General features: G+C 71.5%; 19 protein-coding genes and 1 pseudogene. 7 read left to right on the top strand and 13 right to left on the bottom strand.

Features of this window, described 5'->3' with window-relative positions:
* Positions 1-109 precede the first annotated feature (109 nt).
* The 3 genes from E1289_RS18170 to E1289_RS18180 all read left to right on the top strand — a co-directional run bounded on the left by E1289_RS18170 (position 110) and on the right by E1289_RS18180 (position 4,669).
* The gene (locus E1289_RS18170; protein WP_131981647.1) at positions 110-1,750 is read left to right on the top strand and encodes a fumarate hydratase; all 1,641 of its coding nucleotides are present in this window, start codon (positions 110-112) and stop codon (positions 1,748-1,750) included.
* Positions 1,751-1,901: 151 nt separating this feature from the next.
* Positions 1,902-3,161, top strand: coding sequence for a serine/threonine-protein kinase (locus tag E1289_RS18175; protein WP_131981649.1), 1,260 nt, complete (start codon positions 1,902-1,904; stop codon positions 3,159-3,161).
* 113 nt (positions 3,162-3,274) lie between these two features.
* A complete protein-coding gene (locus E1289_RS18180) occupies positions 3,275-4,669 on the top strand; it encodes a class II fumarate hydratase (protein ID WP_131981651.1) in 1,395 nt (464 codons plus the stop codon).
* 60 nt (positions 4,670-4,729) lie between these two features.
* Here E1289_RS18180 and E1289_RS18185 read toward each other — a convergent pair whose 3' ends face one another.
* The 8 genes from E1289_RS18185 to E1289_RS18220 form a co-directional block, all read right to left on the bottom strand.
* On the bottom strand, positions 4,730-5,719 hold the full coding sequence (locus E1289_RS18185; RefSeq protein WP_243712915.1) for a lytic transglycosylase domain-containing protein: 990 nt from the start codon (positions 5,717-5,719) through the stop codon (positions 4,730-4,732).
* 437 nt (positions 5,720-6,156) lie between these two features.
* Complete coding sequence (locus E1289_RS18190; protein WP_131981653.1) at positions 6,157-7,524, bottom strand: PhoH family protein; 1,368 nt, start codon at positions 7,522-7,524, stop codon at positions 6,157-6,159.
* 96 nt (positions 7,525-7,620) lie between these two features.
* Positions 7,621-8,508: an isoprenyl transferase gene (locus E1289_RS18195; protein ID WP_131981655.1), complete on the bottom strand. Its 888-nt coding sequence runs from the start codon at positions 8,506-8,508 to the stop codon at positions 7,621-7,623.
* Positions 8,509-8,735: 227 nt separating this feature from the next.
* Positions 8,736-9,275 (bottom strand): hypothetical protein, encoded by a 540-nt coding sequence (locus tag E1289_RS18200; protein ID WP_131981657.1) that lies wholly within the window; start codon positions 9,273-9,275, stop codon positions 8,736-8,738.
* Positions 9,276-9,371: 96 nt separating this feature from the next.
* On the bottom strand, positions 9,372-10,547 hold the full coding sequence (locus E1289_RS18205; protein ID WP_131981659.1) for a C40 family peptidase: 1,176 nt from the start codon (positions 10,545-10,547) through the stop codon (positions 9,372-9,374).
* Between the two features lie 205 nt (positions 10,548-10,752).
* A complete protein-coding gene (locus E1289_RS18210) occupies positions 10,753-12,738 on the bottom strand; it encodes a thioredoxin domain-containing protein (RefSeq protein ID WP_131981661.1) in 1,986 nt (661 codons plus the stop codon).
* 60 nt (positions 12,739-12,798) lie between these two features.
* The gene (locus tag E1289_RS18215) at positions 12,799-14,157 is read right to left on the bottom strand and encodes an NAD(P)/FAD-dependent oxidoreductase (protein ID WP_131981663.1); all 1,359 of its coding nucleotides are present in this window, start codon (positions 14,155-14,157) and stop codon (positions 12,799-12,801) included.
* On the bottom strand, positions 14,150-15,118 hold the full coding sequence (locus E1289_RS18220) for a ribonuclease Z (protein WP_131981665.1): 969 nt from the start codon (positions 15,116-15,118) through the stop codon (positions 14,150-14,152). The genes E1289_RS18215 and E1289_RS18220 overlap by 8 nt, the downstream gene beginning before the upstream one ends.
* 85 nt (positions 15,119-15,203) lie before the next feature.
* Here E1289_RS18220 and E1289_RS18225 point away from each other — a divergent pair, with 85 nt between their 5' ends.
* The gene (locus E1289_RS18225) at positions 15,204-15,683 is read left to right on the top strand and encodes a pyridoxamine 5'-phosphate oxidase family protein (RefSeq protein ID WP_243712917.1); all 480 of its coding nucleotides are present in this window, start codon (positions 15,204-15,206) and stop codon (positions 15,681-15,683) included.
* Positions 15,684-15,689: 6 nt separating this feature from the next.
* Here E1289_RS18225 and E1289_RS18230 read toward each other — a convergent pair whose 3' ends face one another.
* The 3 genes from E1289_RS18230 to mca are packed head-to-tail and all read right to left on the bottom strand — an operon-like array spanning position 15,690 to position 17,720.
* Entirely contained in the window at positions 15,690-16,520 is an 831-nt protein-coding gene (locus E1289_RS18230; RefSeq protein WP_131981667.1) for a tetratricopeptide repeat protein, read from the bottom strand.
* A 49-nt stretch (positions 16,521-16,569) separates the two neighbouring features.
* Positions 16,570-16,866, bottom strand: a complete 297-nt coding sequence (locus E1289_RS18235) for a hypothetical protein (protein ID WP_243712919.1) — start codon at positions 16,864-16,866, stop codon at positions 16,570-16,572.
* Positions 16,857-17,720, bottom strand: coding sequence for a mycothiol conjugate amidase Mca (gene mca, locus E1289_RS18240; RefSeq protein WP_131981691.1), 864 nt, complete (start codon positions 17,718-17,720; stop codon positions 16,857-16,859). The genes E1289_RS18235 and mca overlap by 10 nt, the downstream gene beginning before the upstream one ends.
* A gap of 175 nt (positions 17,721-17,895) precedes the next feature.
* Between mca and E1289_RS18245 the strand changes: the two genes are divergently transcribed.
* A complete protein-coding gene (locus E1289_RS18245; RefSeq protein WP_131981669.1) occupies positions 17,896-18,279 on the top strand; it encodes a DUF4307 domain-containing protein in 384 nt (127 codons plus the stop codon).
* Positions 18,280-18,483: 204 nt separating this feature from the next.
* The gene (greA, locus tag E1289_RS18250; protein ID WP_131981671.1) at positions 18,484-18,984 is read left to right on the top strand and encodes a transcription elongation factor GreA; all 501 of its coding nucleotides are present in this window, start codon (positions 18,484-18,486) and stop codon (positions 18,982-18,984) included.
* A gap of 69 nt (positions 18,985-19,053) precedes the next feature.
* Here the strand turns inward: greA and E1289_RS18255 are convergent, their stop codons facing one another.
* Positions 19,054-19,599, bottom strand: coding sequence for an Lrp/AsnC family transcriptional regulator (locus E1289_RS18255; RefSeq protein ID WP_131981673.1), 546 nt, complete (start codon positions 19,597-19,599; stop codon positions 19,054-19,056).
* 128 nt (positions 19,600-19,727) lie between these two features.
* On the opposite strand from E1289_RS18255, the gene hppD reads away from it, so the two are divergent.
* Positions 19,728-20,819, top strand: coding sequence for a 4-hydroxyphenylpyruvate dioxygenase (gene hppD, locus E1289_RS18260; protein ID WP_207929023.1), 1,092 nt, complete (start codon positions 19,728-19,730; stop codon positions 20,817-20,819).
* Positions 20,820-20,878: 59 nt separating this feature from the next.
* On the opposite strand, the pseudogene E1289_RS40150 reads toward hppD, so the two are convergent.
* Positions 20,879-20,983 (bottom strand): annotated as a pseudogene (locus tag E1289_RS40150) (hypothetical protein); the annotation flags it as partial.
* Positions 20,984-20,994: the final 11 nt, after the last annotated feature.

Below are 20,994 nucleotides of genomic sequence, written 5' to 3' on the forward strand. Positions count from 1 at the left end.
ACCGCCCGTGTCACGGCCGGGCGTCACGGCCGGGTGCCGTGCCCGTCCCGGGAACCCAGGTCGTACCCTGTGGTCCGGCCCATCCCAATCGCGCGAGGATCTGCCTGAGATGCCTGAGTTCTCCTACACCGACCTGCTGCCGCTCGGCCCGGACGACACCGACTACCGGCTGCTGACCTCCGACGGGGTCTCGACGTTCGACGCGAACGGGCGGACGTTCCTGCAGGTCGAGCCGGAGGCGCTGCGGCTGCTCACCGAGACCGCCATGCGCGACATCGCGCACCTGCTGCGTCCCGCGCACCTGGCGCAGCTCCGGCGGATCCTGGACGACCCCGAGGCGTCCCCCAACGACCGTTTCGTGGCCCTGGACCTGCTGAAGAACGCGGGGATCTCGTCCGGCGGCGTCCTGCCCATGTGCCAGGACACCGGCACCGCGATCGTGATGGGCAAGCGCGGCCAGCACGTCCTGACCGACGGCGGGGACGAGGAGCACATCTCACGCGGCGTGTACGACGCGTACACGAAACTGAACCTGCGCTACTCGCAGATGGCGCCGGTGACGATGTGGGACGAGAAGAACACCGGCAGCAACCTGCCCGCGCAGATCGAGCTTTACGCGACCCCCGGTGACGCGTACAAGTTCCTGTTCATGGCCAAGGGCGGCGGCAGCGCGAACAAGTCGTTCCTCTACCAGGAGACGAAGGCCGTCCTGAACCCGAAGCGGATGATGTCCTTTCTGGAGGAGAAGATCCGCTCGCTGGGCACCGCCGCGTGCCCGCCCTACCACCTCGCGATCGTCGTGGGCGGCACGTCCGCCGAGTACGCGCTGAAGACCGCGAAGTACGCGTCGGCGCACTACCTGGACACGATGCCGACCGAGGGCTCGGCGCTGGGCCACGGCTTCCGCGACCTGGAGCTGGAGCTCCAGGTGTTCGAGCTGACGCAGCGGCTCGGCATCGGCGCGCAGTTCGGCGGCAAGTACTTCTGCCACGACGTGCGGGTGATCAGGCTGCCGCGGCACGGGGCGTCCTGCCCGGTGGCGATGGCGGTATCGTGCAGCGCCGACCGGCAGGCCCTCGCGAAGATCACCGCGGAGGGCGTGTTCCTGGAGCGGCTGGAGACCGACCCGGCGCAGTACCTCCCGGACACGACCGGCGACCAGCTCGACGACCAGGTCGTGGAGATCGACCTCAACCGCCCGATGGCCGAGATCCGCGCCGAGCTGACCCGGTACCCGGTGAAGACCCGGCTGTCGCTGACCGGGCCGCTGGTCGTCGCCCGCGACATCGCGCACGCCAAGATCAAGGAGCGGCTGGACGCGGGCGAGCCGATGCCGCGGTACCTGCGCGACCACGCCGTGTACTACGCGGGGCCGGCCAAGACGCCGGAGGGCTACGCGTCCGGTTCCTTCGGCCCGACCACGGCCGGGCGGATGGACTCCTACGTCGAGCAGTTCCAGGCCGCCGGGGGCTCGCTGGTCATGCTGGCCAAGGGCAACCGGTCGAAGCAGGTGACCGACGCCTGCAAGGAGCACGGCGGCTTCTACCTCGGCTCGATCGGCGGCCCCGCCGCGCGGCTCGCCCAGGACTGCATCAAGAAGGTGGAGGTCCTGGAGTACCCGGAACTCGGAATGGAGGCCGTCTGGAAGATCGAGGTGGCCGACTTCCCCGCGTTCATCGTGGTGGACGACAAGGGCGAGGACTTCTTCGCCGACACCACCGGACCCGTCCTCAGCATCGGCAGGCGCTGACGTTCGGCGGCGTCCGCCGGCCGGCCGGCCGGGCCTCCGGAGCGCCCTTCCCCGATGTTTCTGGCCGGTAGGTCACATTATCGGCCCAAAATCGACGTTGGTAATGAGGTCTCCCCGATGACCGCCTGGCCACTCCGGTATCTTTTCCGCCATGTCACAGTCAGAGCGCCTCGTTCTAGCGACGCGCTACCGGCTGGTCTCGGAAATCGGTCAGGGTGCCAACGGCACCGTCTGGAGAGGGCATGACGAGCTCCTCGATCGCTCGGTGGCGATCAAGGAGCTGCGACTCCCAGAGGACCTCTCCGAGGACGACCGGGTGGTCTTCTACCGCCGCACCCTCAGAGAGGCGCGCGCGCCGGCTCAGTTGCGCACGCACTCCATCGTCGAGGTGTACGACGTGGTCATCGAGCAGGGCCGGCCCTGGATCGTGATGGAGATGATCGAGGCGCCCAGCCTCGAACATCTCATCGAGCGTTCGGGGCCCCTCCCGCCCGAACGCGTCGCGCACATCGGCCGTGCCCTCCTGGACGCCCTCAACACCGCGCACAAGGCCGGGATAGTGCACCGCGACCTCAAGCCCAGCAACGTCCTGCTGGACGGCGACCGGGTCGTGCTCACCGACTTCGGCCTCGCGTTCTCCTCGGGGTCGGCCAGCCTGACCAAGACGGGCCACTTCATGGGCTCCCCCGCCTATGTCGCCCCCGAGGTCGCCGCCGGGGAGAAGGCCACCCCCCGGTCCGACCTGTGGTCGCTCGGCGCGACGCTGTACGCCGCCCTGGAGGGCCATCCTCCGTTCGAGCGCGACAACGTGATGGCGACGCTGAGCGCCCTGGCCAACGAGTCCACGCCCGCCCCGCAGAACGCCGGCGCCCTCGCGCCCGTCATCACCGGGCTGCTGGAGAAGAACCCGACGCGCCGGCTCAGCCACGCGCGCGCGGTCGACCGGCTGGAGCGCGCGATGGCCGGGCCCCGGTCGGGGCGCCGCCAGGCGACGCCCCGCTACCGGCTGATGGCCGTGATCGCGCTCATCGGCGCGACCGTGGCGTCCTGCGGCATCGGCGCCACCGCGCTCATCGTCGGCATGATGCGGGAGGGCCCCGGCCCCTCCGCGACCGCGACGACGTCGAGTCCGGCGAGCGGCGACGCGCAGGCGCCGCCGGGCATCGACACGAGCACGCTCGTCGTCCGGGCCCGCAACGACTCCTGCAAGATCTTCGTGTCGGTGCCGGGCAATGTGATCACCGTGCTCAGCGACGAGACCCTCAAGCAGAACGAGGCGCGGCAGTACGACCAGCCGCGCATCAACGCGGTGATCTATGACGCCTCCGCCTGCGACGTCTGGGTGAACGGCGAGCAGAAGCCCGCCGGCGGCCAGGGCGAGCGCAAGAACTACACCATCAACAAGGAGTGACCTGGGTCCCGGAACGCTCCGCCTGGGAATGGGACGGCCGGCGGCGAGGCTGCCATGAAGGACGGCTGCCATCGACAAGGATGGTGACGGGTTCCAGGCGGAGGTGACGTGCCATGGGTGAGCGCGAGTTCCGGATCGAGCATGACTCCATGGGTGAGGTCCGGGTACCGGCGGCGGCGAAGTGGCGGGCGCAGACGCAGCGCGCGGTGGAGAACTTCCCGATCTCCGGACGGACGCTGGAGGACGCGCACATCGCCGCGCTGGGCCACATCAAGGCCGCGGCGGCGACGGTGAACGCCGAACTCGGCGTGCTCGACGAGGACCTCGCGGCCGCGATCACCGAGGCGGCCCGGGAGGTCGCGGACGGCAGGTGGAACGGCGAGTTCCCGATCGACGTGTTCCAGACCGGTTCCGGGACGTCGTCCAACATGAACGCCAACGAGGTCGTGGCGACGCTGGCGCAGGAGCGGCTCGGCCGTTCCGTGCACCCCAACGACCATGTGAACGCCTCCCAGTCGTCCAACGACGTGTTCCCGTCGTCCATCCACATCGCGGCGACCGGTGCCGTCCTGAACGACCTCGTCCCCGCGCTGCGGCACCTGCAGAACGCGCTGACGCGCAAGGCGGACGAGTTCCGCACGGCCGTGAAGTCAGGCCGCACCCACCTGATGGACGCGACCCCCGTGACGCTGGGCCAGGAGTTCCGCGGCTACGCGGCGCAGGTCGGGCACGGCGTGGAGCGGCTGGAGGCGGTCCTGCCGCGGCTCGCGGAGCTGCCGCTGGGCGGCACGGCGGTCGGCACCGGCATCAACACCCCCGACGGCTTCGCCGCCCGCGTCATCGAGGAGATCGCACGTGTCACGGGGCTGCCGCTGACCGAGGCCCGCGACCACTTCGAGGCGCAGGGCGCGCGGGACGGGCTGGTGGAGGCCAGTGGCGCGCTCCGCACGATCGCGGTGAGCCTGCACAAGATCGCCAATGATCTGCGCTGGATGGGCTCGGGGCCGCGCGCCGGGCTGGCGGAGATCCGGCTGCCCGACCTGCAGCCCGGCTCGTCGATCATGCCCGGGAAGGTGAACCCGGTCCTTCCCGAGGCGGTCATGCAGGTCTCGGCCCAGGTCATCGGCAACGACGCGGCGGTCGCGTTCGGCGGCGCGTCGGGCAACTTCGAACTGAACGTGATGCTGCCGATGCTGGCCCGCAACGTCCTGGAGTCGATCACCCTGCTGGCGAACGTGTCGCGGCTGCTCGCCGACCGCTGCGTCGACGGCATCGAGGCGGACCTGGACCGGATGCGCGAGTACGCGGAGTCGTCGCCCTCGATCGTGACACCGCTCAACCGCTACATCGGCTACGAGGAGGCGGCGAAGGTCGCCAAGCAGGCGCTGCGGGAGCGCCGCACGATCCGCGAGGTCGTGCTCGAACGCGGCTACGTGGCGGACGGGAAGCTGACCGTCGAGCAGCTGGACGAAGCGTTGGACGTGCTGGGGATGACCGGCTCGTCGTGACGTCCCGCGCGTCCCAGTGGCCTGCTCGGCCGCTGGGACGCGCGTGTCCTCGTTCGAGGCTCAGTACCAGCCGATGCGCTGCGAGTGCGACCACGCGTCGCACGGGGTGCCGTAGCGGTCCTTGATGTAGCCGAGGCCCCACTTGATCTGCGTGGCGGCGCTGGTGCGCCAGTCGTCACCGGCGCTGGCCATCTTGGACCCGGGGTTCGCCTGCGGGATGCCGTACGCCTCGGACGTGGGGTTGTCGGCGTTGGTCCGCCAGCCGCTCTCCTTGTCCCACAGCTTCACCAGGCAGCCGAACTCGCCGTCGCCGGTGAACCCGAAGCTCGGCATCATCTTCTTGGCGATCTGCTGCGCCTCGCCCGCCGGGATCGGGTCGGTGACCGGGGCGCCGCCGCTGCCACCGCCGTCGTCGTCCTTCTTCTTCTCCGGCGTCTTGGTGGGGATCGGCTCGCCCTTGGGCCGCAGGTCGACCCCCTTGCCGTTGTACTGGCGCGTCTCGCGGGAGGCGCGTTCCATCGCGAGCTTGCGCCGCTGCTCCTCCAGCACCCTGGGGTCGACCTTGGGGGCGGCGTCAGCCAGCTGCTGCGTCGGCTTGACGGTGGCGCCGTCGTCGTCGGAGCCGCCGGTCAGCGCGAACGCCGCGGCGGCACCGCCGCCGATCACGACCGCCGCGCCGGCGGCGATCGCCACGACGCGCATGCCGTTGCGCCTGCCGGTGGCCGCTCGCCGACCCGAGGGGCGGGCGTGGCCTCCCCCGGAAGCGATCTCGTCGCGCGGATCGGCGGCGGCGCCGTCCGGGCCGGGCGGGAAGGCGTGGAAGCCGAGGGTGTCGCCGGCGGGCGCGGCGGCGCGGGTGCGGTCCGCGCCGGCGACCTTCACGTCCGCCGCGGGCGCCGCGGGCGCCACCGCGGGCTGCGGCGCCGTCTCGGCGACCGGAGGCTGCGCGGCGGGGACGAACGCGTCGCTCGCGTCCGCCGGCCACGGCTCGTGGGGGGCAAAGCTCTGTCGATCGTCTCGCCTAGGGGACCCGGGACGGTCTCCGTACAAGGCGGTCCTTCCGACGGTCGCACGCGCATGGGCACGCGCACGAGCGGCTTCCACCCCCGGTCCGGCCGGCCGCGGTCGGGCGGCTCCGGATCCGGGCCGCGCCGGGTCCGCCGCGCGTTCACTGGGGGCCGCGCCACGGCCGGCACCGCTCGGGGGTGCTTACGGGGAGCCACAATGCCCGAGGTCGAGGGAGGCTTCGCAACCGAAACGAGACAAATGCTGCGGGTGGGGCCGCTGTCAACTTGACCGGAACGTTGCCGAAACTCCGAGGGGACCAGGGGATCTTCCCCTCCGGCCGACATGCTGTGACCTTACTCACATACACACGATGCGAGGTTTCCCGATCACCCTGTGTGGAGAACCGAGGAGCCCTGTCCCCGGCACGACGGACCCCCGGCGGCCGTCCGCCGGGGGTCCGCGGAAACCTCCCGGGCGCCTCAGCCGCCGACGTCGCCGAGCATGTCGGTGACCAGGGCGGCGATCGGCGACCGCTCCGACCGCGTCAGCGTCACGTGCGCGAACAGCGGGTGGCCCTTGAGCCGTTCCACCACCGCCGCGACGCCGTCGTGCCGGCCGACCCGCAGGTTGTCGCGCTGCGCCACGTCATGGGTCAGCACGACCCGCGACCCCGCGCCGATCCGCGACAGGACGGTCAGCAGGACGCCGCGCTCCAGCGACTGCGCCTCGTCGACGATCACGAACGCGTCGTGCAGCGAGCGCCCGCGGATGTGCGTGAGCGGCAGGACCTCCAGCATGTCCCGGTCCACGACCTCGTCGATGACCTCCGGGGTCGTCACCGCCGACAGCGTGTCGTAGACGGCCTGCCCCCACGGCGACATCTTCTCGTTCTCCGTGCCCGGCAGGTAGCCGAGCTCCTGCCCGCCGACCGCGTACAGGGGGCGGAACACCACCACCTTGCGGTGCCGCCGCCGCTCCATCACGGCCTCCAGCCCCGCGCACAGGGCGAGCGCCGACTTGCCCGTGCCGGCCCGCCCGCCGAGCGAGACGATGCCGACGTCCTCGTCCATCAGCAGGTCGAGCGCGATCCGCTGCTCGGCGGACCGGCCGCGCAGCCCGAACACCTCGCGGTCGCCGCGCACCAGCTTCACGGACTTGTCCGGCTGCGTCCGGCCGAGCGCCGAGCCCTTCTCCGACAGCAGCCGCAGGCCGGTGTGGCACGGCAGGTCCCGCGCCTCCGCCATGTCCGCGCTGCCCGTCTCGAACATCTCCTCCACGAGGCTCGCGGGCACCTCCAGCTCGCGCATCCCGGTCCAGCCGGACTCCACGACCGCCAGCTCCGCCCGGTACTCCTCGGCGGCCAGGCCGACGGCGGACGCCTTCACCCGCATCGGCAGGTCCTTGGAGACCAGGACGACGTCGCTGCCCTCGTGGGCCAGCCACGCCGCCACCGACAGGATCCGGGTGTCGTTGTCGCCGAGGCGGAACCCGTCCGGGAGCACGCTGGGGTCGGAGTGGTTCAGCTCGACGCGGAGCGTTCCACCCTGGTCGCCGAGCGGCCCCTCGACCGCCACGGGCTCGTCCAGCCGCCCGTGCCGCAGCCGGAGGTCGTCGAGCGTGCGCAGCGCCTGCCGGGCGAAGTAGCCGAGCTCGGGGTGGTGACGCTTCCCCTCCAGCTCGGAGATGACGACGATGGGGAGTACGACCTCGTGCTCGGCGAACCGGGTCATCGCCCCCGGGTCGGCGAGCAGGACGCTGGTGTCGAGGACGTACGTGCGCCGGTCCGGAACGTTCGTCCCGGAGGTGTTCCCGGAGGTGCCAGGACGGCGCGCGGAGGTTGTGGCCACTCGATCTCCCTGATCATGGGGATGTACCGGTGACGCGCAGGCGGCCTGGGGCCGGTGGTCGAAGGCAGACCGGAATACGGATCGGAAGGCCGGCCGTCAGGTGCCGTAGCGCCGGTGCCGCGCGGCGTACGAGCGCATGGCCCGGAGGAAGTCGACCTTGCGGAAGTCCGGCCAGTGGACCTCGCAGAAGTGGAACTCCGAGTGGGCGCTCTGCCAGAGCATGAAGCCGGAGAGACGCTGCTCCCCCGAGGTGCGGATGACCAGGTCCGGATCCGGCTGGCCGCGCGTGTAGAGATGCTCCGCGATGTGCTCCACGTCGAGGGACTCGGCGAGTTCCTCGATGCTGGTGCCCCGACTCGCCTGCTCGATGAGCAGTGAGCGCACCGCATCAGCGATCTCACGCCTACCCCCATACCCAACGGCGACGTTCACAATCAGCCCGGGAACCCCTGATGTGGCCTCACCCGCGTCTTTGAGGACACGGGCCGTCTTATCGGGCAGCAGGTCGAGGGCGCCGACGGGCTTGACGTGCCAGCCGTCGGCGGCGAGCTTGCGGACCGTGCTCTCGATGATCTCCAGGAGCGGTTCGAGCTCGGCGGCCGGGCGGTTGAGGTTGTCGGTGGACAGCAGCCAGAGCGTGACGACCTCGACCCCGGCCTCGGTGCTCCACTGCAGCAGCTCGGAGATCTTCGCGGCGCCGCGCTGGTGCCCGGAGTTGACGTCGGCGAGGCCCATCGTCCGGGCCCAGCGGCGGTTCCCGTCCAGGATCACGCCGATGTGCCGGGGCGTGACGTCGCTGGGCAGTTCCGCCTCGACGCGGCGCTCGTACAGCCGGTAGACGACGTCACGGACGGCCCCGTAGGGGGCACTGCGGCGCAGGGCGGACAGCAGTCGCCCGCCCTCGGAGGGGCGGCGGCGCACGCCGTCCCTCCGCGCACCGCGCGGCTGCGCGCCCCGCGGCTTCTCCGTACGCCGAACCCCCATGTGGGCTTCCCTTCGAGCGACCGTTCCTGCTGGAAAGACGCTCAATTATGGCCCGAGGTTCAAACCGGCCACTTTATTCCCCCGAAGACCCGCGAAATCGTGCCGGGTCGCGGGGCGGGACGACGGAAACGGTCGTGCACTCCGTTTCGCGAAGCGGTGGCCGGGGCGCGGACGGTGCCGCGGCAGGGGATCCGGCGAGGAGATCAGCCGCGGAGATCAGGCGCGGTTCAGGCCCGCGGTCCGGCGGCGCGGGCGCGCTCGACGTGCTGGAGCGCGGTGCGCAGCTCGGAGAGCCACTCGTCGGTGTTCTTGCCGACGAGCCGCACGCACCAGGCGAGGGCGTCGCTGCGGCTGCGGGCGACCCCGGCGTCGACGAGGGTGTCCAGGACGCGGCGCTCGGGCTGCCGGAGCCGCGTCATGACCGGCACCGACAGCGTGGTGAACATCTCCCGCTCGCCGCCGCACTCCACGCCCCACGACACCTTGTAGCCGTAGCGCTGCTCGGCCTCGCGGGCGATGGCGATGCGGCGCTCCCGGGTGTCCTCGCGGAAGCGCTGGATGTGCCCGGCGAGCACGCCGGCGCGCTCCGCCTCGGACGCCTCGGACGCCTCGGACGCCTCCGCGGTGCCCGGCGGTTCGGGCAGGCGGCCGACGACGCTGACCTCCTCGCGGTCGAGCACGACGTCGGGCGGCCCCGTGAACCACGCCTCGGGGAGCCGTCCGGAGAACCAGCCGCGCAGCTGCTCCGCCGCTTCACTCGTATGCATGTAATCAAAATTACAAGGCAACCGGGCGCGGGGCCAGCGTTTCCTCGACCGACATTCGGGATCTCGCGGAGCGCCGGGCGTCCGCGGGCGGGCGCTCTACCGGTGCCGGGAGCCGACCAGCTTGGGGCTGACGCGGACGGCGCCGCGCATGTTGCGGGTGTAGACGTCCTGGACCTGCACCACGGTGCCCCTGCGCGGCGCGGCGATCATCTTGCCCTTGCCCAGGTAGAGGGCGATGTGCGAGATGTAGCCCGGCGCGGTCGGGTCGTTCGCCCAGATCAGCATGTCGCCCGGCTCGGCCTTGCTGTAGGGGATGACCCAGCCCGTCCGCGCCTGGTCGGCCGCCACGCGCGGGAGGCGTATCCCGGCCTTGGCGAAGGCGTACTGCATGAGGCCGGAGCAGTCGTAGCCGCCCTCCGCTTCGGACTCGCCGCCCCACACGTACGGCCAGCCGAGCCGCGTGTAGGCCGCCTGGATCACCGTCCGCACCTGCTTGGCGGTCATGACCTGCCCGTTGGCGTCGGGTATCGCACCGGTCTGCGGGAAGTCGATCTCGGGATTGACCGCGACCGCCTTGGCGCCCTTCGGCAGCGCCTTGCGGACCTTCTTGATGAACGTCTTCGGCTCGGTCTTCGGGACGCTGATCAGCATCGCGTTACCGCTGGGCATGCCGAGCGCCCGCGCCGCGTCGCGGGAGATGACCGCGTCGACGTCGCTGACGCCCATCGTCGCGTACGCGCCGACGCGCAGCCGCGACTGCTCCCGCTTGCCGCCGACGGGGATGCGGCTGCCGAGCTCGACGCCGCCGTCGTTGCCCATGGTGAACGAGATCGCGACGTCGCCGGACGCCACGTTGCGCCACAGCGCGTCCGACTTGGCGGTGGGCTTCGGCGTGTAGTTGCGGAACGTGGACGGGTCGACGCCCATCAGCCCGACCTGCTTGCCGGCGACCATGCCCTGGACGGCGTCCACGACCTCGACGCCCTTCACGCCCTTGGCGCCGCGGACCTTCTCCACCAGCCCGGCGGGCAGCGTGGAGGGCGCGGCCACCATGACGTGCGGGGTGAGCCGCTTGCCCAGGGGCGCCACCGCCGACGGCGACACGCTCATGCTCCCGGACGCGGCCACATAGCGGGCCCGCTGCTCACCTCGCGCGGAGTCGGCGGGGCCGTCGCCGCCGCGCACCACGAGGACCGTGATGTTGGCGGCCAGGGTGGTGACGACGGAAACGCCGATGATCGTCGGTAGCACCCGGCGGTTCGGCTTTCCCACTGCCACACTCCCTCGACGGTCGCCCCGCGAACAGACCCGGCTTGGAAACGACTATGGCTCAGATGGCGGGTCACCGTCCAGATACCCGGCGGGTCCCCTGCCACCCTCGGCCGCGTCGCCACGGTGGGTCAGCTTCACCCCAGCTACTCAGTGGTAACACCAAGCGGCGGCGAGATCAACGTCACAGTGCCACAAAAGTAGACTTTCAGTCCAATTGACTGCGCAGTTCCCGGGCCAGGTCGGCCGTGGACGTCGCCGGCCGCCGGCACACGAACCCCCGGCACACGTACGCCGCCGGCACCCCGGCCACGAGCCCGCGCCCCTCCAGCAGCGGCACGCCCGCCGCGTCCGGCGGGCCGACGCTCACCACGGCCCCCGGCGCGCCGGACAGCAGCGCCGTCCGGTGCAGCGACCGGGTGCGCTCGTCGTCCGGAGCACCGATCACCGCGATCTCCACCGGACCCGCCGCCCGCGCCTCCGCCACGGCCAGCCCCCAGCCCGCGAACCGCGCGTGCCTGTCCGCGAGCGCCGCCGCCGGGGCGAGCGCCTCCTCGGCGGCCTGCCGGTGCCGGTCCGACGCGGTCAGCGCGGCGAACGACAGCAGCGCCCCGGCCGCCGCGAACTGCCCGGACGGCGTCGCGTTGTCGGTCGGGTCCTGCGGCCGCCGGAAGAGCCGCTCCGCGTCGTCGGCGGTGTCGTAGAAACCGCCCTCCCCGTCCCCGAACCGGTCGAGGACGGTGTTCAGCAGCTCGCCCGCGATCCGCATGTGGCCCGGGTCGCCCGTGACACCGTGCAGGGCCAGCAGGCCCTCGGCCACGTCGGCGTAGTCCTCCAGGACACCGGCGTTCGCGCCGGCCGTCCCGTCCCTGGACGTCCGCGCAAGCCGCCCGTCGCTCAGATGCACGTCGAGCAGGAGCCGCGCCACCTCCTCGGCCGCCCGGACGAGGTCCGGCCGGCCGAACAGCGCACCGCACTCGGCCAGGGCGGCGATCGCGAGCCCGTTCCAGGCCGCGACGACCTTGTCGTCCCGCGCCGGGGGGACCCGGTGCGCGCGTGCCGACAGCAGCGCCGTCCGCACCCGCTCGTACCGCTCGACGTCGTCGGGGTCCCGCAGGAGCTGCAGCACGGACGTCCCGTGCTCGAACGTCCCCGTCACCTCGAACAGGCCCTCGGCGAACGCCGCGTCCGCGTCGCCGAGCACCTCGCGCAGCTGCTCGGGCGTCCACACGTAGTACCTGCCCTCGACGCCCTCGCTGTCGGCGTCCAGCGCGGACGCGAGACCGCCCTCGTTCGTCCGCAGGTCGCGGAGCATCCAGTCGCACGTCTCCAGCGCGACACGCCGCGCGAACGGCGACCCGGTCGTCCGCCACCAGTGCGCGTACACCCGCGCCAGCAGCGCGTTGTCGTAGAGCATCTTCTCGAAATGCGGGACGACCCACTCCGCGTCCACCGAGTACCGGGCGAACCCGCCGCCGAGCTGGTCGTAGATCCCGCCCCGGGCCATCGCCTCCATGGTGTGGCCCGCCATCGCGAGCGCCTGCTCGTCCCCCGTCCGTGCGTGGTGCCGCAGCAGGAACTCCAGCACCATCGACGGCGGGAACTTGGGCGCGCTCCCGAACCCGCCGCGCGCCGCGTCGTAGGACCCGGCGAGCACCTTCACCGCGTGCGCGAGCATCTCCGCGCCGGGTGCCTGCGCCCCCGCGAGCCCCGGCCCCCGCGACGTGAGCGCCGCGACGACCTGCTGCCCCTGCTCGACCACGACCTCGCGCTGCTCCGTCCACGCCTTGTGGACGGCCTGGAGCAACGCCCGGAACTGGGCGCGCGGAAAGTACGTCCCGCAGTAGAACGGATGGCCCTCCGGAGTCATGAACACCGTCATCGGCCACCCGCCCTGGCCCGTCATGGCCTGGGTGGCCTCCATGTACACGGCGTCGACGTCCGGCCGTTCCTCCCGGTCCACCTTGATGTTCACGAACAACTCGTTCATGACCCGCGCGACGTCATCGTCCTCAAACGACTCATGCGCCATCACATGACACCAGTGGCAAGCGGCATATCCGACAGAAAGCATGACTGGGACATTTCTCCGGCGCGCCTCGGCGAACGCCTCGTCGCACCACTCCCACCAGTCCACCGGGTTGCCGGCGTGCTGCAGCAGATACGGGCTTGTCGCGTCCTTGAGCCGGTTCATGACACCGATCCTGCCCGATCCGGCCGCCGCCTCACTCTCCGGCCGGGCCCGGCCGCCCCGTCAGGTGGTGAGGTCGTGGAGGGCGGGTTCCAGGGCTCGGTGGAAGGTGGGGTAGGCGTAGATCATTTCGCGGAGGGTGGCGGTGGGGGTCTCGGCGTGCACGGCCACGGTCAGGGCGCCGAGGATCTCGCCGCCCGAAGGGCCCACGGCGGTGGCGCCGACCAGGGTGCCCCACTCCGTGTGCTCGATGAGTTTGATGAAGCCGTCGTTGCCGACCTTCTGGATGAAGCCGCGGGCCGAGTCGGAGAGCCGAGCCGTGCCGGTGCGGACGGGAAGGTTCTGGTCGCGGGCCTGGGCCTCGGTGAGGCCGACGGACGCGATCTCCGGGTCGGTGAAGGTGACGCGGGGGACCGCCCGGTAGTCGGCGGGCGCGCCCTCCTCGCCGAGGATGTCGCGGACGGCGATGGCCGACTGGTACATGGAGACATGGGTGAACTGGCCCATGCCGGTGATGTCGCCGACCGCCCAGACGCCCTCGGCGGCACGCATGTGGCCGTCGACCTGGATCTGGCGGGCGTCCTCGTCCAGGCCGACGTTCTCCAGGCCGAGGCCCTTGAGGTTGGGGCGGCGGCCGGTCGCCACTAGGAGGCGCTCGGCGGAGAGGGGTTCGCCGTCGAGGTCCATGGTGAACTCGCCGTTCTCGTGGGTGACGGCCGTCACCTTCACGTCGGTGCGGACGCCGATGCCCTCGCGCTCGAAGACCTCGCGGAGGAGGGCGCCGGACTCGGGCTCCTCGTTGAGGAGGAGTCGGCCGGCGGCCTCGACCACGGTGACGCGGCAGTCGAAGCGGGAGAACACCTGCGCCATCTCGACGCCCACGACGCCGCCGCCGAGGACGATGAGCGACTCGGGCGCCCGCGTGGCCTGGACGGCCTCGCGGTTCGTCCAGTACGGGGTGCCGGCGAGGCCGTCGATGGGCGGGGCGGTCGGGCTCGTGCCGGTGTTGAGGACGATGCCGCGGCGGGCGCGGAACACGCGGTCGTGCACCGTGACCTCGCCGGGGCCGGTGATGCGGCCCTCGCCGCGGACGAGTTCGGCGCCCTTCCCGGTGAGCCGGTCGGCGGCGACCTTGTCGTCCCAGGAGTCGGTCGCCTCGTCGCGGATCCGGGCCGCGACCGGCGCCCAGTCCGGACGGACGGACGACTCGCCCGCCATCCCCGTCACGCGGCCGCCCTCGGCGAGGAGCCCGGCCGCGCGCACCATCATCTTCGTGGGGACGCAGGCGTAGTACGGGCACTCCCCGCCGACCAGCCGCGACTCCACGGCGGCGACGGACAGGCCCGCCTCGGCCAGCCTCCCCGCCGCGTCCTCTCCACCCGGGCCAAGACCGATCACCACGACATCGACTTCGTCAGCCATGCACTGACTCCTGCCCACGTTCCCGCCCGGTTAGGCGGCGCGGCGGCAGCGGGATCCGATCAAGGTCATGGACGAGGGTGATCTCGCCGCCGAACACGGCGGACGCCTCGTCCAGGAAGCGGTGCTCGTCCTCGACGCGGTACCGCTCGGAGAAGTGCGTCAGCACCAGGTGCCGGACACCCGCCTCCGCGGCGACCGCCGCCGCCTGGGCCGAGGTGAGGTGGCCGTACTCGGTGGCGAGGGCGGCGTCCTCGTGCAGGAAGGTCGACTCGATGACGAGCATGTCCACCCCGTCCGCCAGCTCGCGCACACCGTCGCAGAGCCGGGTGTCCATGACGAACGCGACCTTCTGGCCGGGACGGGCGACGCTGCACTCCTCCAGCGTGACCGTCCGGCCGCCGGGAGCGGTGACCCGGCCCTCCTCCTGGAGCCGGCGGACCAGCGGGCCCCGCACGCCCCGCGCGGCGAGTTCGGCGGGCAGCATCGTCCGGCCGCCGGGCTCCTCCAGCCGGTATCCGTAAGCCTCGACGGGGTGGGAGAGCCTGCGCGCGAGGAGGGTGAACGGGGCGTCGCCGGTGTCGAGCGTCATCCGCTCGCCCGAGACGGGCCGTTCCCGGATGACGCCGGTGTCGCGGAAGACGGCCGCGTGCCGCAGCCGATCCCAGTACTCGCGGCCGCTCGCGGGGAACGCCGCGTCCACCGGGTGCTCGACGCCGTCGCGGGCGATGCGCTGGACGACGCCGGGGACGCCGAGGCAGTGGTCGCCGTGGAAGTGGGTCACGCAGATCCACGTGATGTCGTTCGCCGCGACCCCGGCGCGGGTCATCTGCCGCTGCGTCCCCTCCCCCGGGTCGAAGAGGACGCCGCGGCCGTCCCAGCGCAGCAGGTAGCCGTTGTGGTTGCGGGCCTTGGTGGGCACCGCGCTGGCGGAGCCGAGGACGATCAGATCGCGAACCGACATGGACCCATGGTGCCGGGTGCGATGGCCGGAAAGCGCCTGGTTATCCTGTGCCCGTCGCAGGCGAGCAAGCGTTAGGGAGGCCCCGTTGGCCGGGAGCAGCAAGCGCGAGAAGATCAAGATGACGCCGGACGAGGTGGCGTCCTACCTCGCCGACAACCACAAGGTCCAGGTCGCCACGGTCGGGAAGGACGGCGAGCCGCACCTGGTGACGATGTTCTACGCGCTGCTCGACGGCAAGATCGCCTTCACCACGTACAAGGCGTCGCAGAAGGTGCTGAACCTGCGCCGCGATCCCACCATGACGTGCCTGGTCGAGGACGGCGCGGAGTACAACGAGCTGCGCGGCGTCGCCCTCTACGGCCGCGGCCTCGTCATCGAGGACCCCGAGCCCAGGAGCAAGGTCGGCATGGTCGTCGGCTCCCGGATGGCGGGGCTGCCCGTCCCGGAGATGGGCGCGCCGGTCGATCCCGTCATCGCCGAGGGCATCGAGCAGGCGCTCGCCAAGCGCGTCCTCATCGTCATGGACCCCGACCGCGTGGTCAGCTGGGACCACCGCAAGGCATGATCCCGGTCAGCGCGCGGCGCGGCGTTCCGCCAGCTCGGCGGCCTTCGGGCTGAGCACGGACTCGTAGAGTTCCGCCGCTTGATCCACGGCGGCGTCCTCTGCCGCCTTGTCGCCGCGGTCACGTGCGGCGTCGGCGAGGTGGACGAAGATGTCGGCCTGGCGCTCCACGTCCTTCTCCCTGCGGTGGATCTCCAGGGCCTGGCCGAAGAAGTTGGTCGCCGCGATGGGGCGGCCCTCCCGCAGGTACGCCTCGCCGAGATCCTCCAGGGCGTCGGCGCGGGCGGTCTGGTCGGGGACGGACAGGGCGGCGAACTCGTCGGGGAGCGGGCCGAGCAGCTCGATCGCGCGGCCGGTGCCGCCCGCGCGGATCAGCGCGCGGGCGAGGTCGTGCCGGGCGAGCAGGATCTCGTGGCGGTCGCCGTCGCGTTCGGCGCGACGCAGCTTCTCCTCCAGGACTCCGGCGGCCTCCGCCCAGCGTTCCCGTTCCAGAAGTGCCAGGCCCTCGCCTTCGAGCTCTCCCCCGCCCGAGGCGAGATGGTGGTCGAGGACGCGGCGGAGCGCGGCGTCCCGGTCGGGTTCGGCGTCCTCCAGGTGGGCCCGCTCACGTGCGAACGCGCGGACGGCGCCGGGAAGGTGGAAGCGGCCGCCCGACTCGGTGACGAGGCCCCGGGCGGCGAGGACGTCCAGCAGCTCACGGGCGCGCGACTCGGGGACGTCGGCCAGCGCGGCGGCCGCGCCGGGGCCGATGCCGCCGCCCGGACGCAGGCCGAGCAGCCGCAGCAGCCGGGCCGCCGCCGGGGCGAGCTCCCCGTAGGAGTCCTCGATGTTCGCGCGCACGACGGGGGTCCTCCCCGGACTCGGCCGAATCCAACCGAGCCGGGGCGTGTCAGGCGCCGTCGGCAGGAGGCGCCTTCGCATCGGGGCTCCCGGCCTTGGCCGCATCGGGGCCCCCGGCCTTGGCCGCCTTCTCCGCCTCGGCGCGCTCCCACTCCTGCTGGATCAGCTCGGCCTCGCGCGGCGCCTGGATCTTCCTCATCTGCTTGTTCATGGAGCGGATGAGGAAGACGGTCGCGACACCGAGGGCCACGACGACACCGAACCCCAGGAATCCCGGGGATACCGTGTCGTCGTTCAAGGGGAACGCGCCGAGCTGCACCGCGGTGAGGGAAAGCACTACAGACACACCTTCTCCCGGACGCCGGCGAACAGGTCGTCCTCCGGCAACTCGGTGTCGATGAGGGACCTGGCCAAATGGTAGTCCTCGGTCGGCCATGCCTCGCGCTGGATGTCGAGCGGGACGACGAACCAGAAGCCGTTGGGGTCGATCTGGGTGGCGTGGGCGAGCAGGGCGCGGTCCCTGGTCTCGAAGTGGTCGGCGCAGGGGACGCGGGTGGTCACGTCCCACGTGGCGCGCCGTTCGCTCTCCTCGTCGAAGCGCTTGATCCAGTCGCCGTAGGGCGACTCCAGGCCGGCCTTCTCCATCGCGGTGTGCAGGGCGAGGATGCGCTCCTTGCTGAAGGTCATGTGGTAGTAGAGCTTGAGCGGCTGCCAGGGGTCGCCGGTGCCGGGGTAACGCTCGGGGTCGCCCGCCGCCTCGAACGCCTCCACCGAAACCTCGTGGCACTTCACGTGGTCGGGGTGGGGGTAGCCGCCCTTCTCGTCGTAGGTGAGCATGACGTGGGGGCGGAACTCGCGGACGGCGCGCACCAGCGGTTCGGTGGCGCTCTCCAGCGGTTCCAGCGCGAAGCAGCCCTCGGGGAGCGGCGGCGGCGGGTCGCCCTCGGGGAAGCCGGAGTCGACGAAGCCGAGCCAGCTCTGCCGGACGCCGAGGATCTCGCGCGCCCGCGCCATTTCGGCCTCGCGGACCTTGCCGATGTCGGCCTTGACCTCGGGACGGTCCATCGCCGGGTTCAGGATGTCGCCGCGCTCGCCGCCGGTGCAGGTGACGACGAGGACCTCGACGCCTTCCGCGACGTACCTGGCCATCGTGGCCGCGCCCTTGCTCGACTCGTCGTCGGGGTGGGCGTGCACCGCCATGAGCCGCAGCGGTTCGCCGCCGCCGCAGGGTCGCTCGAGCGCCGCATCGTCGATGACCTCGGACACCTGGGTTCTCCCTTATCGCACCTTCGAGCGCCCCCGGTTCGAGGCACGCGCCCTGACAGACGAGAATTGTCCCTGACAACGTCCGCACACCGCACGGAGATTCCCCACCATGACGACGAGCGTGTCGAAGCCGACGGTGCCCGCCGAGCCCCGGAAGGGCCGGCTCGGGCTGGTGGTCATCGGGGTCTTCGTCGCCCTGGCCGCGGGCGGTTTCGGGGTCATCTCCATGTACGCCGGTCAGACGCCCGGCATCGTGTCGCAGACGGTCACCTACGACATCAGCGACACTTCGGTGGAGATCAATTACTCGGTGGCCAAGGGCGAGGGGGATGTGGTGCGTTGCACCGTCGACGCCTTCGACAAGAAATTCGCCGTCCTCGCGGAGAAAGAGGTCATCGTTCCGGCGGGGACGTCCAGCGTGCAGGGGACGGAGACGCTGCGGACGCCGCGGCGGGCGACCGGTGCGCGCATCCACGCTTGCCACACCGCCTGACCTCCCGGTACGGCCCCACCCGGCCGCCGCCGCCCGGAGTGCGGGACGAAAGACGATTGGCGGATTGCAGACGCCGAGTTCAGGGAACCTTTAACCGCACACACCGGATAGGCTAGAGGTTTCACCCGGCCGCCACTTCATGTCGATGTGACGTCGGTCCGCCACGGGCGGACGAGGATCACCACATGTGGATGAGGAGTACCCGTGACCGAGACCCGCGCTGACAACGTCACCTGGCTGACCCAGGAGGCGTACGACCGGCTCAAGGCTGAGCTGGAGCACCTGTCGGGCCCGGGCCGCATCGAGATCGCTCAGAAGATCGAGGCGGCGCGGGAGGAAGGGGACCTGCGCGAGAACGGCGGCTACCACGCGGCCAAGGAGGAACAGGGCAAGATCGAGGGCCGCATCCTCCAGCTCCAGGGCATCCTGGAGAACGCGCGCGTCGGTGAAGCGCCGCGTACCGAGGGCGTGGTCGGTCCTGGTATGACCGTCACGGTCTCCTTCGAGGGCGACGACGAAGAGGTCACGTTCCTGCTCGCGTCCCGCGAGGAGGTCGGCGCCCCCATCGACGTCTACTCGCCCAAGTCGCCGCTCGGCGCGGCCATCAACGGCAAGAAGGTCGGCGACAAGGCCACCTACTCGCTGCCGAACGGCCGGAGCATGACGGTCGAGATCCTCGACGCCACCCCCTACGGGGCCGGCTAGCCCCGAGCGCGTCCGCGGAGGACGGCGCAGGTCCGCGGAACGGGGTGCTGCCGGGTACCCCGCTTCCGATCAGCCCGGGGGTCGTTCCCCGGGCTTCGCTCCATCTGCGCCGTCCTCCCCCGGCCACCTCCGCTCCGCCCCGCCCGTCCGGCGGGCCGAGGCGCGGACCAGCGGCAGGGTGCGGTAGGCGACCTGGGTGGCCAGCGAGATCACCGAGGACGCGCGCTCCACGCCCGCCACGTCCACGAGCACGTCGATGACGCGCTGCAGGTCGGTGTTGCTGCGCGCGACGACGCGGCAGAGCATGTCCCCCGGGCCGGTGATGGTGTGGGCCTCGATCACCTCGGGCACCTGCGCGAGCCGCTTGGCGACGGGGTCGTGCCCGCCCGCTTGCCGCAACTGCAGCGTCACGAACGCCGTCACGCCGTAGCCGAGCGCCGCGGGGTCGATCTCAGGGCCGTAGCCCGCGATCACGCCGTCGCGGCTCAGCCGGTCGAGCCGCGCCTGGACGGTGCCGCGCGCCACCCCGAGCCGCCGGGACGCCTCCAGGACGCCGACGCGGGGTTCGGCGGTGAACAGCTCGATCAGCCGGCCGTCCAGTTCGTCGATCGGCACGGCACCCTCCACCGCTCCTGGTCACCCTGTACAGAGCGACGGGCCTGTCGCGCCTTTTACTGTACAGATTGTCCATCACTTGAGGACACCCTTGCGCACCTTGTAGGTGCATGTCGAAATTGGGTGGCATGGATGAGTTTCCGGTCAAGGGCATGGACGCCGTCGTCTTCGCCGTCGGCAACGCCAAGCAGGCGGCGCACTACTACTCCACCGCGTTCGGCATGCGAAGGGTCGCCTACCGCGGCCCGGAGAACGGCAGCCCCGACGAGGCGGTGCACGTGCTGGAGTCGGGCGGCGCCCGGTTCGTGTTCCGCGGCCCGGTGCGCGCGGGGACCGGGCTCGGCCGGCACATCGCCGAGCACGGCGACGGCGTGGTCGACCTCGCGATCGAGGTCCCGGACGTCGACGCCGCCTACCGGCACGCGCTCGCGAACGGCGCGACGGGCGTGCAGGAGCCGCACGTCCTGGAGGACGAGTACGGCAAGGTGCCGATCGCGGCGATCGCCACCTACGGCGAGACCCGCCACTCGCTCGTCGACCGCTCGAACTACTCCGGCCCGTACCTGCCGGGGTTCGCGCCCGCCGACCCGATCGTCGAGCCGCCGGAGAAGCGGTACTTCCAGGCGATCGACCACTGCGTCGGCAATGTCGAGCGCATGGAGGAGTGGGCCGACTTCTACCACCGGGTCATGGGATTCACCGACATGGCCGAGTTCATCGGCGACGACATCGCCACCGAGTACTCCGCGCTGATGTCCAAGGTCGTCGCGGACGGGAGCCGCAAGGTCAAGTTCCCGCTGAACGAGCCGGCGGAGGGCAGGCGCAAGTCGCAGATCGACGAGTACCTGGAGTACTACGGCGGGCCGGGCGTCCAGCACATCGCGCTCGCCACCAACGACATCCTGGCGACCGTCGACCGGATGCGCGCCGCCGGGGTGGAGTTCCTGGAGAGCCCCGACTCCTACTACGAGGACCCGGAGCTGCGCGAGCGCATCGGCGAGGTGCGGGTCCCGATCGAGGAGCTGCACAAGCGCCGGATCCTCGTCGACCGGGACGAGGACGGCTACCTGCTGCAGATCTTCACCAAGCCCGTCCAGGACCGCCCGACGGTGTTCTTCGAGATGATCGAGCGCCACGGCTCGCTCGGCTTCGGCAAGGGCAACTTCAAGGCGCTGTTCGAGGCGATCGAGCGGGAGCAGGAGCGCCGCGGCAACCTGTGACACCGCCCGCAGCCCGGGCCCGGACGATGCCGGGCCCGGGTGTCCCGTGACCGCCGGAAGAACTCCACCTCCGCCGTCCGCCGCAGCAGGTGATAGCCGCTCACCCCGGCCATGAAGAACCCCGCCGTCAAGAACCCGCCGAACAGCACATGGAAGAACGCCAGAACCGCCGTCG

The sequence above is a fragment of the Actinomadura sp. 6K520 genome (assembly GCF_004349245.1).
Taxonomy (GTDB): Bacteria; Actinomycetota; Actinomycetes; order Streptosporangiales; family Streptosporangiaceae; genus Spirillospora.

Coding starts and splice junctions, on each gene's coding strand:
- E1289_RS18170 (WP_131981647.1), top strand. CDS start 110: ATGCCTGAGTTCTCCTACACCGACCTGCTGCCGCTCGGCCCGGACGAC.
- E1289_RS18175 (WP_131981649.1), top strand. CDS start 1,902: ATGTCACAGTCAGAGCGCCTCGTTCTAGCGACGCGCTACCGGCTGGTC.
- E1289_RS18180 (WP_131981651.1), top strand. CDS start 3,275: ATGGGTGAGCGCGAGTTCCGGATCGAGCATGACTCCATGGGTGAGGTC.
- E1289_RS18195 (WP_131981655.1), bottom strand. CDS start 8,508: ATGGGGGTTCGGCGTACGGAGAAGCCGCGGGGCGCGCAGCCGCGCGGT.
- E1289_RS18200 (WP_131981657.1), bottom strand. CDS start 9,275: ATGCATACGAGTGAAGCGGCGGAGCAGCTGCGCGGCTGGTTCTCCGGA.
- E1289_RS18210 (WP_131981661.1), bottom strand. CDS start 12,738: ATGAACCGGCTCAAGGACGCGACAAGCCCGTATCTGCTGCAGCACGCC.
- E1289_RS18215 (WP_131981663.1), bottom strand. CDS start 14,157: ATGGCTGACGAAGTCGATGTCGTGGTGATCGGTCTTGGCCCGGGTGGA.
- E1289_RS18220 (WP_131981665.1), bottom strand. CDS start 15,118: ATGTCGGTTCGCGATCTGATCGTCCTCGGCTCCGCCAGCGCGGTGCCC.
- mca (WP_131981691.1), bottom strand. CDS start 17,720: ATGGCGGTGCACGCCCACCCCGACGACGAGTCGAGCAAGGGCGCGGCC.
- E1289_RS18245 (WP_131981669.1), top strand. CDS start 17,896: ATGACGACGAGCGTGTCGAAGCCGACGGTGCCCGCCGAGCCCCGGAAG.
- hppD (WP_207929023.1), top strand. CDS start 19,728: ATGGATGAGTTTCCGGTCAAGGGCATGGACGCCGTCGTCTTCGCCGTC.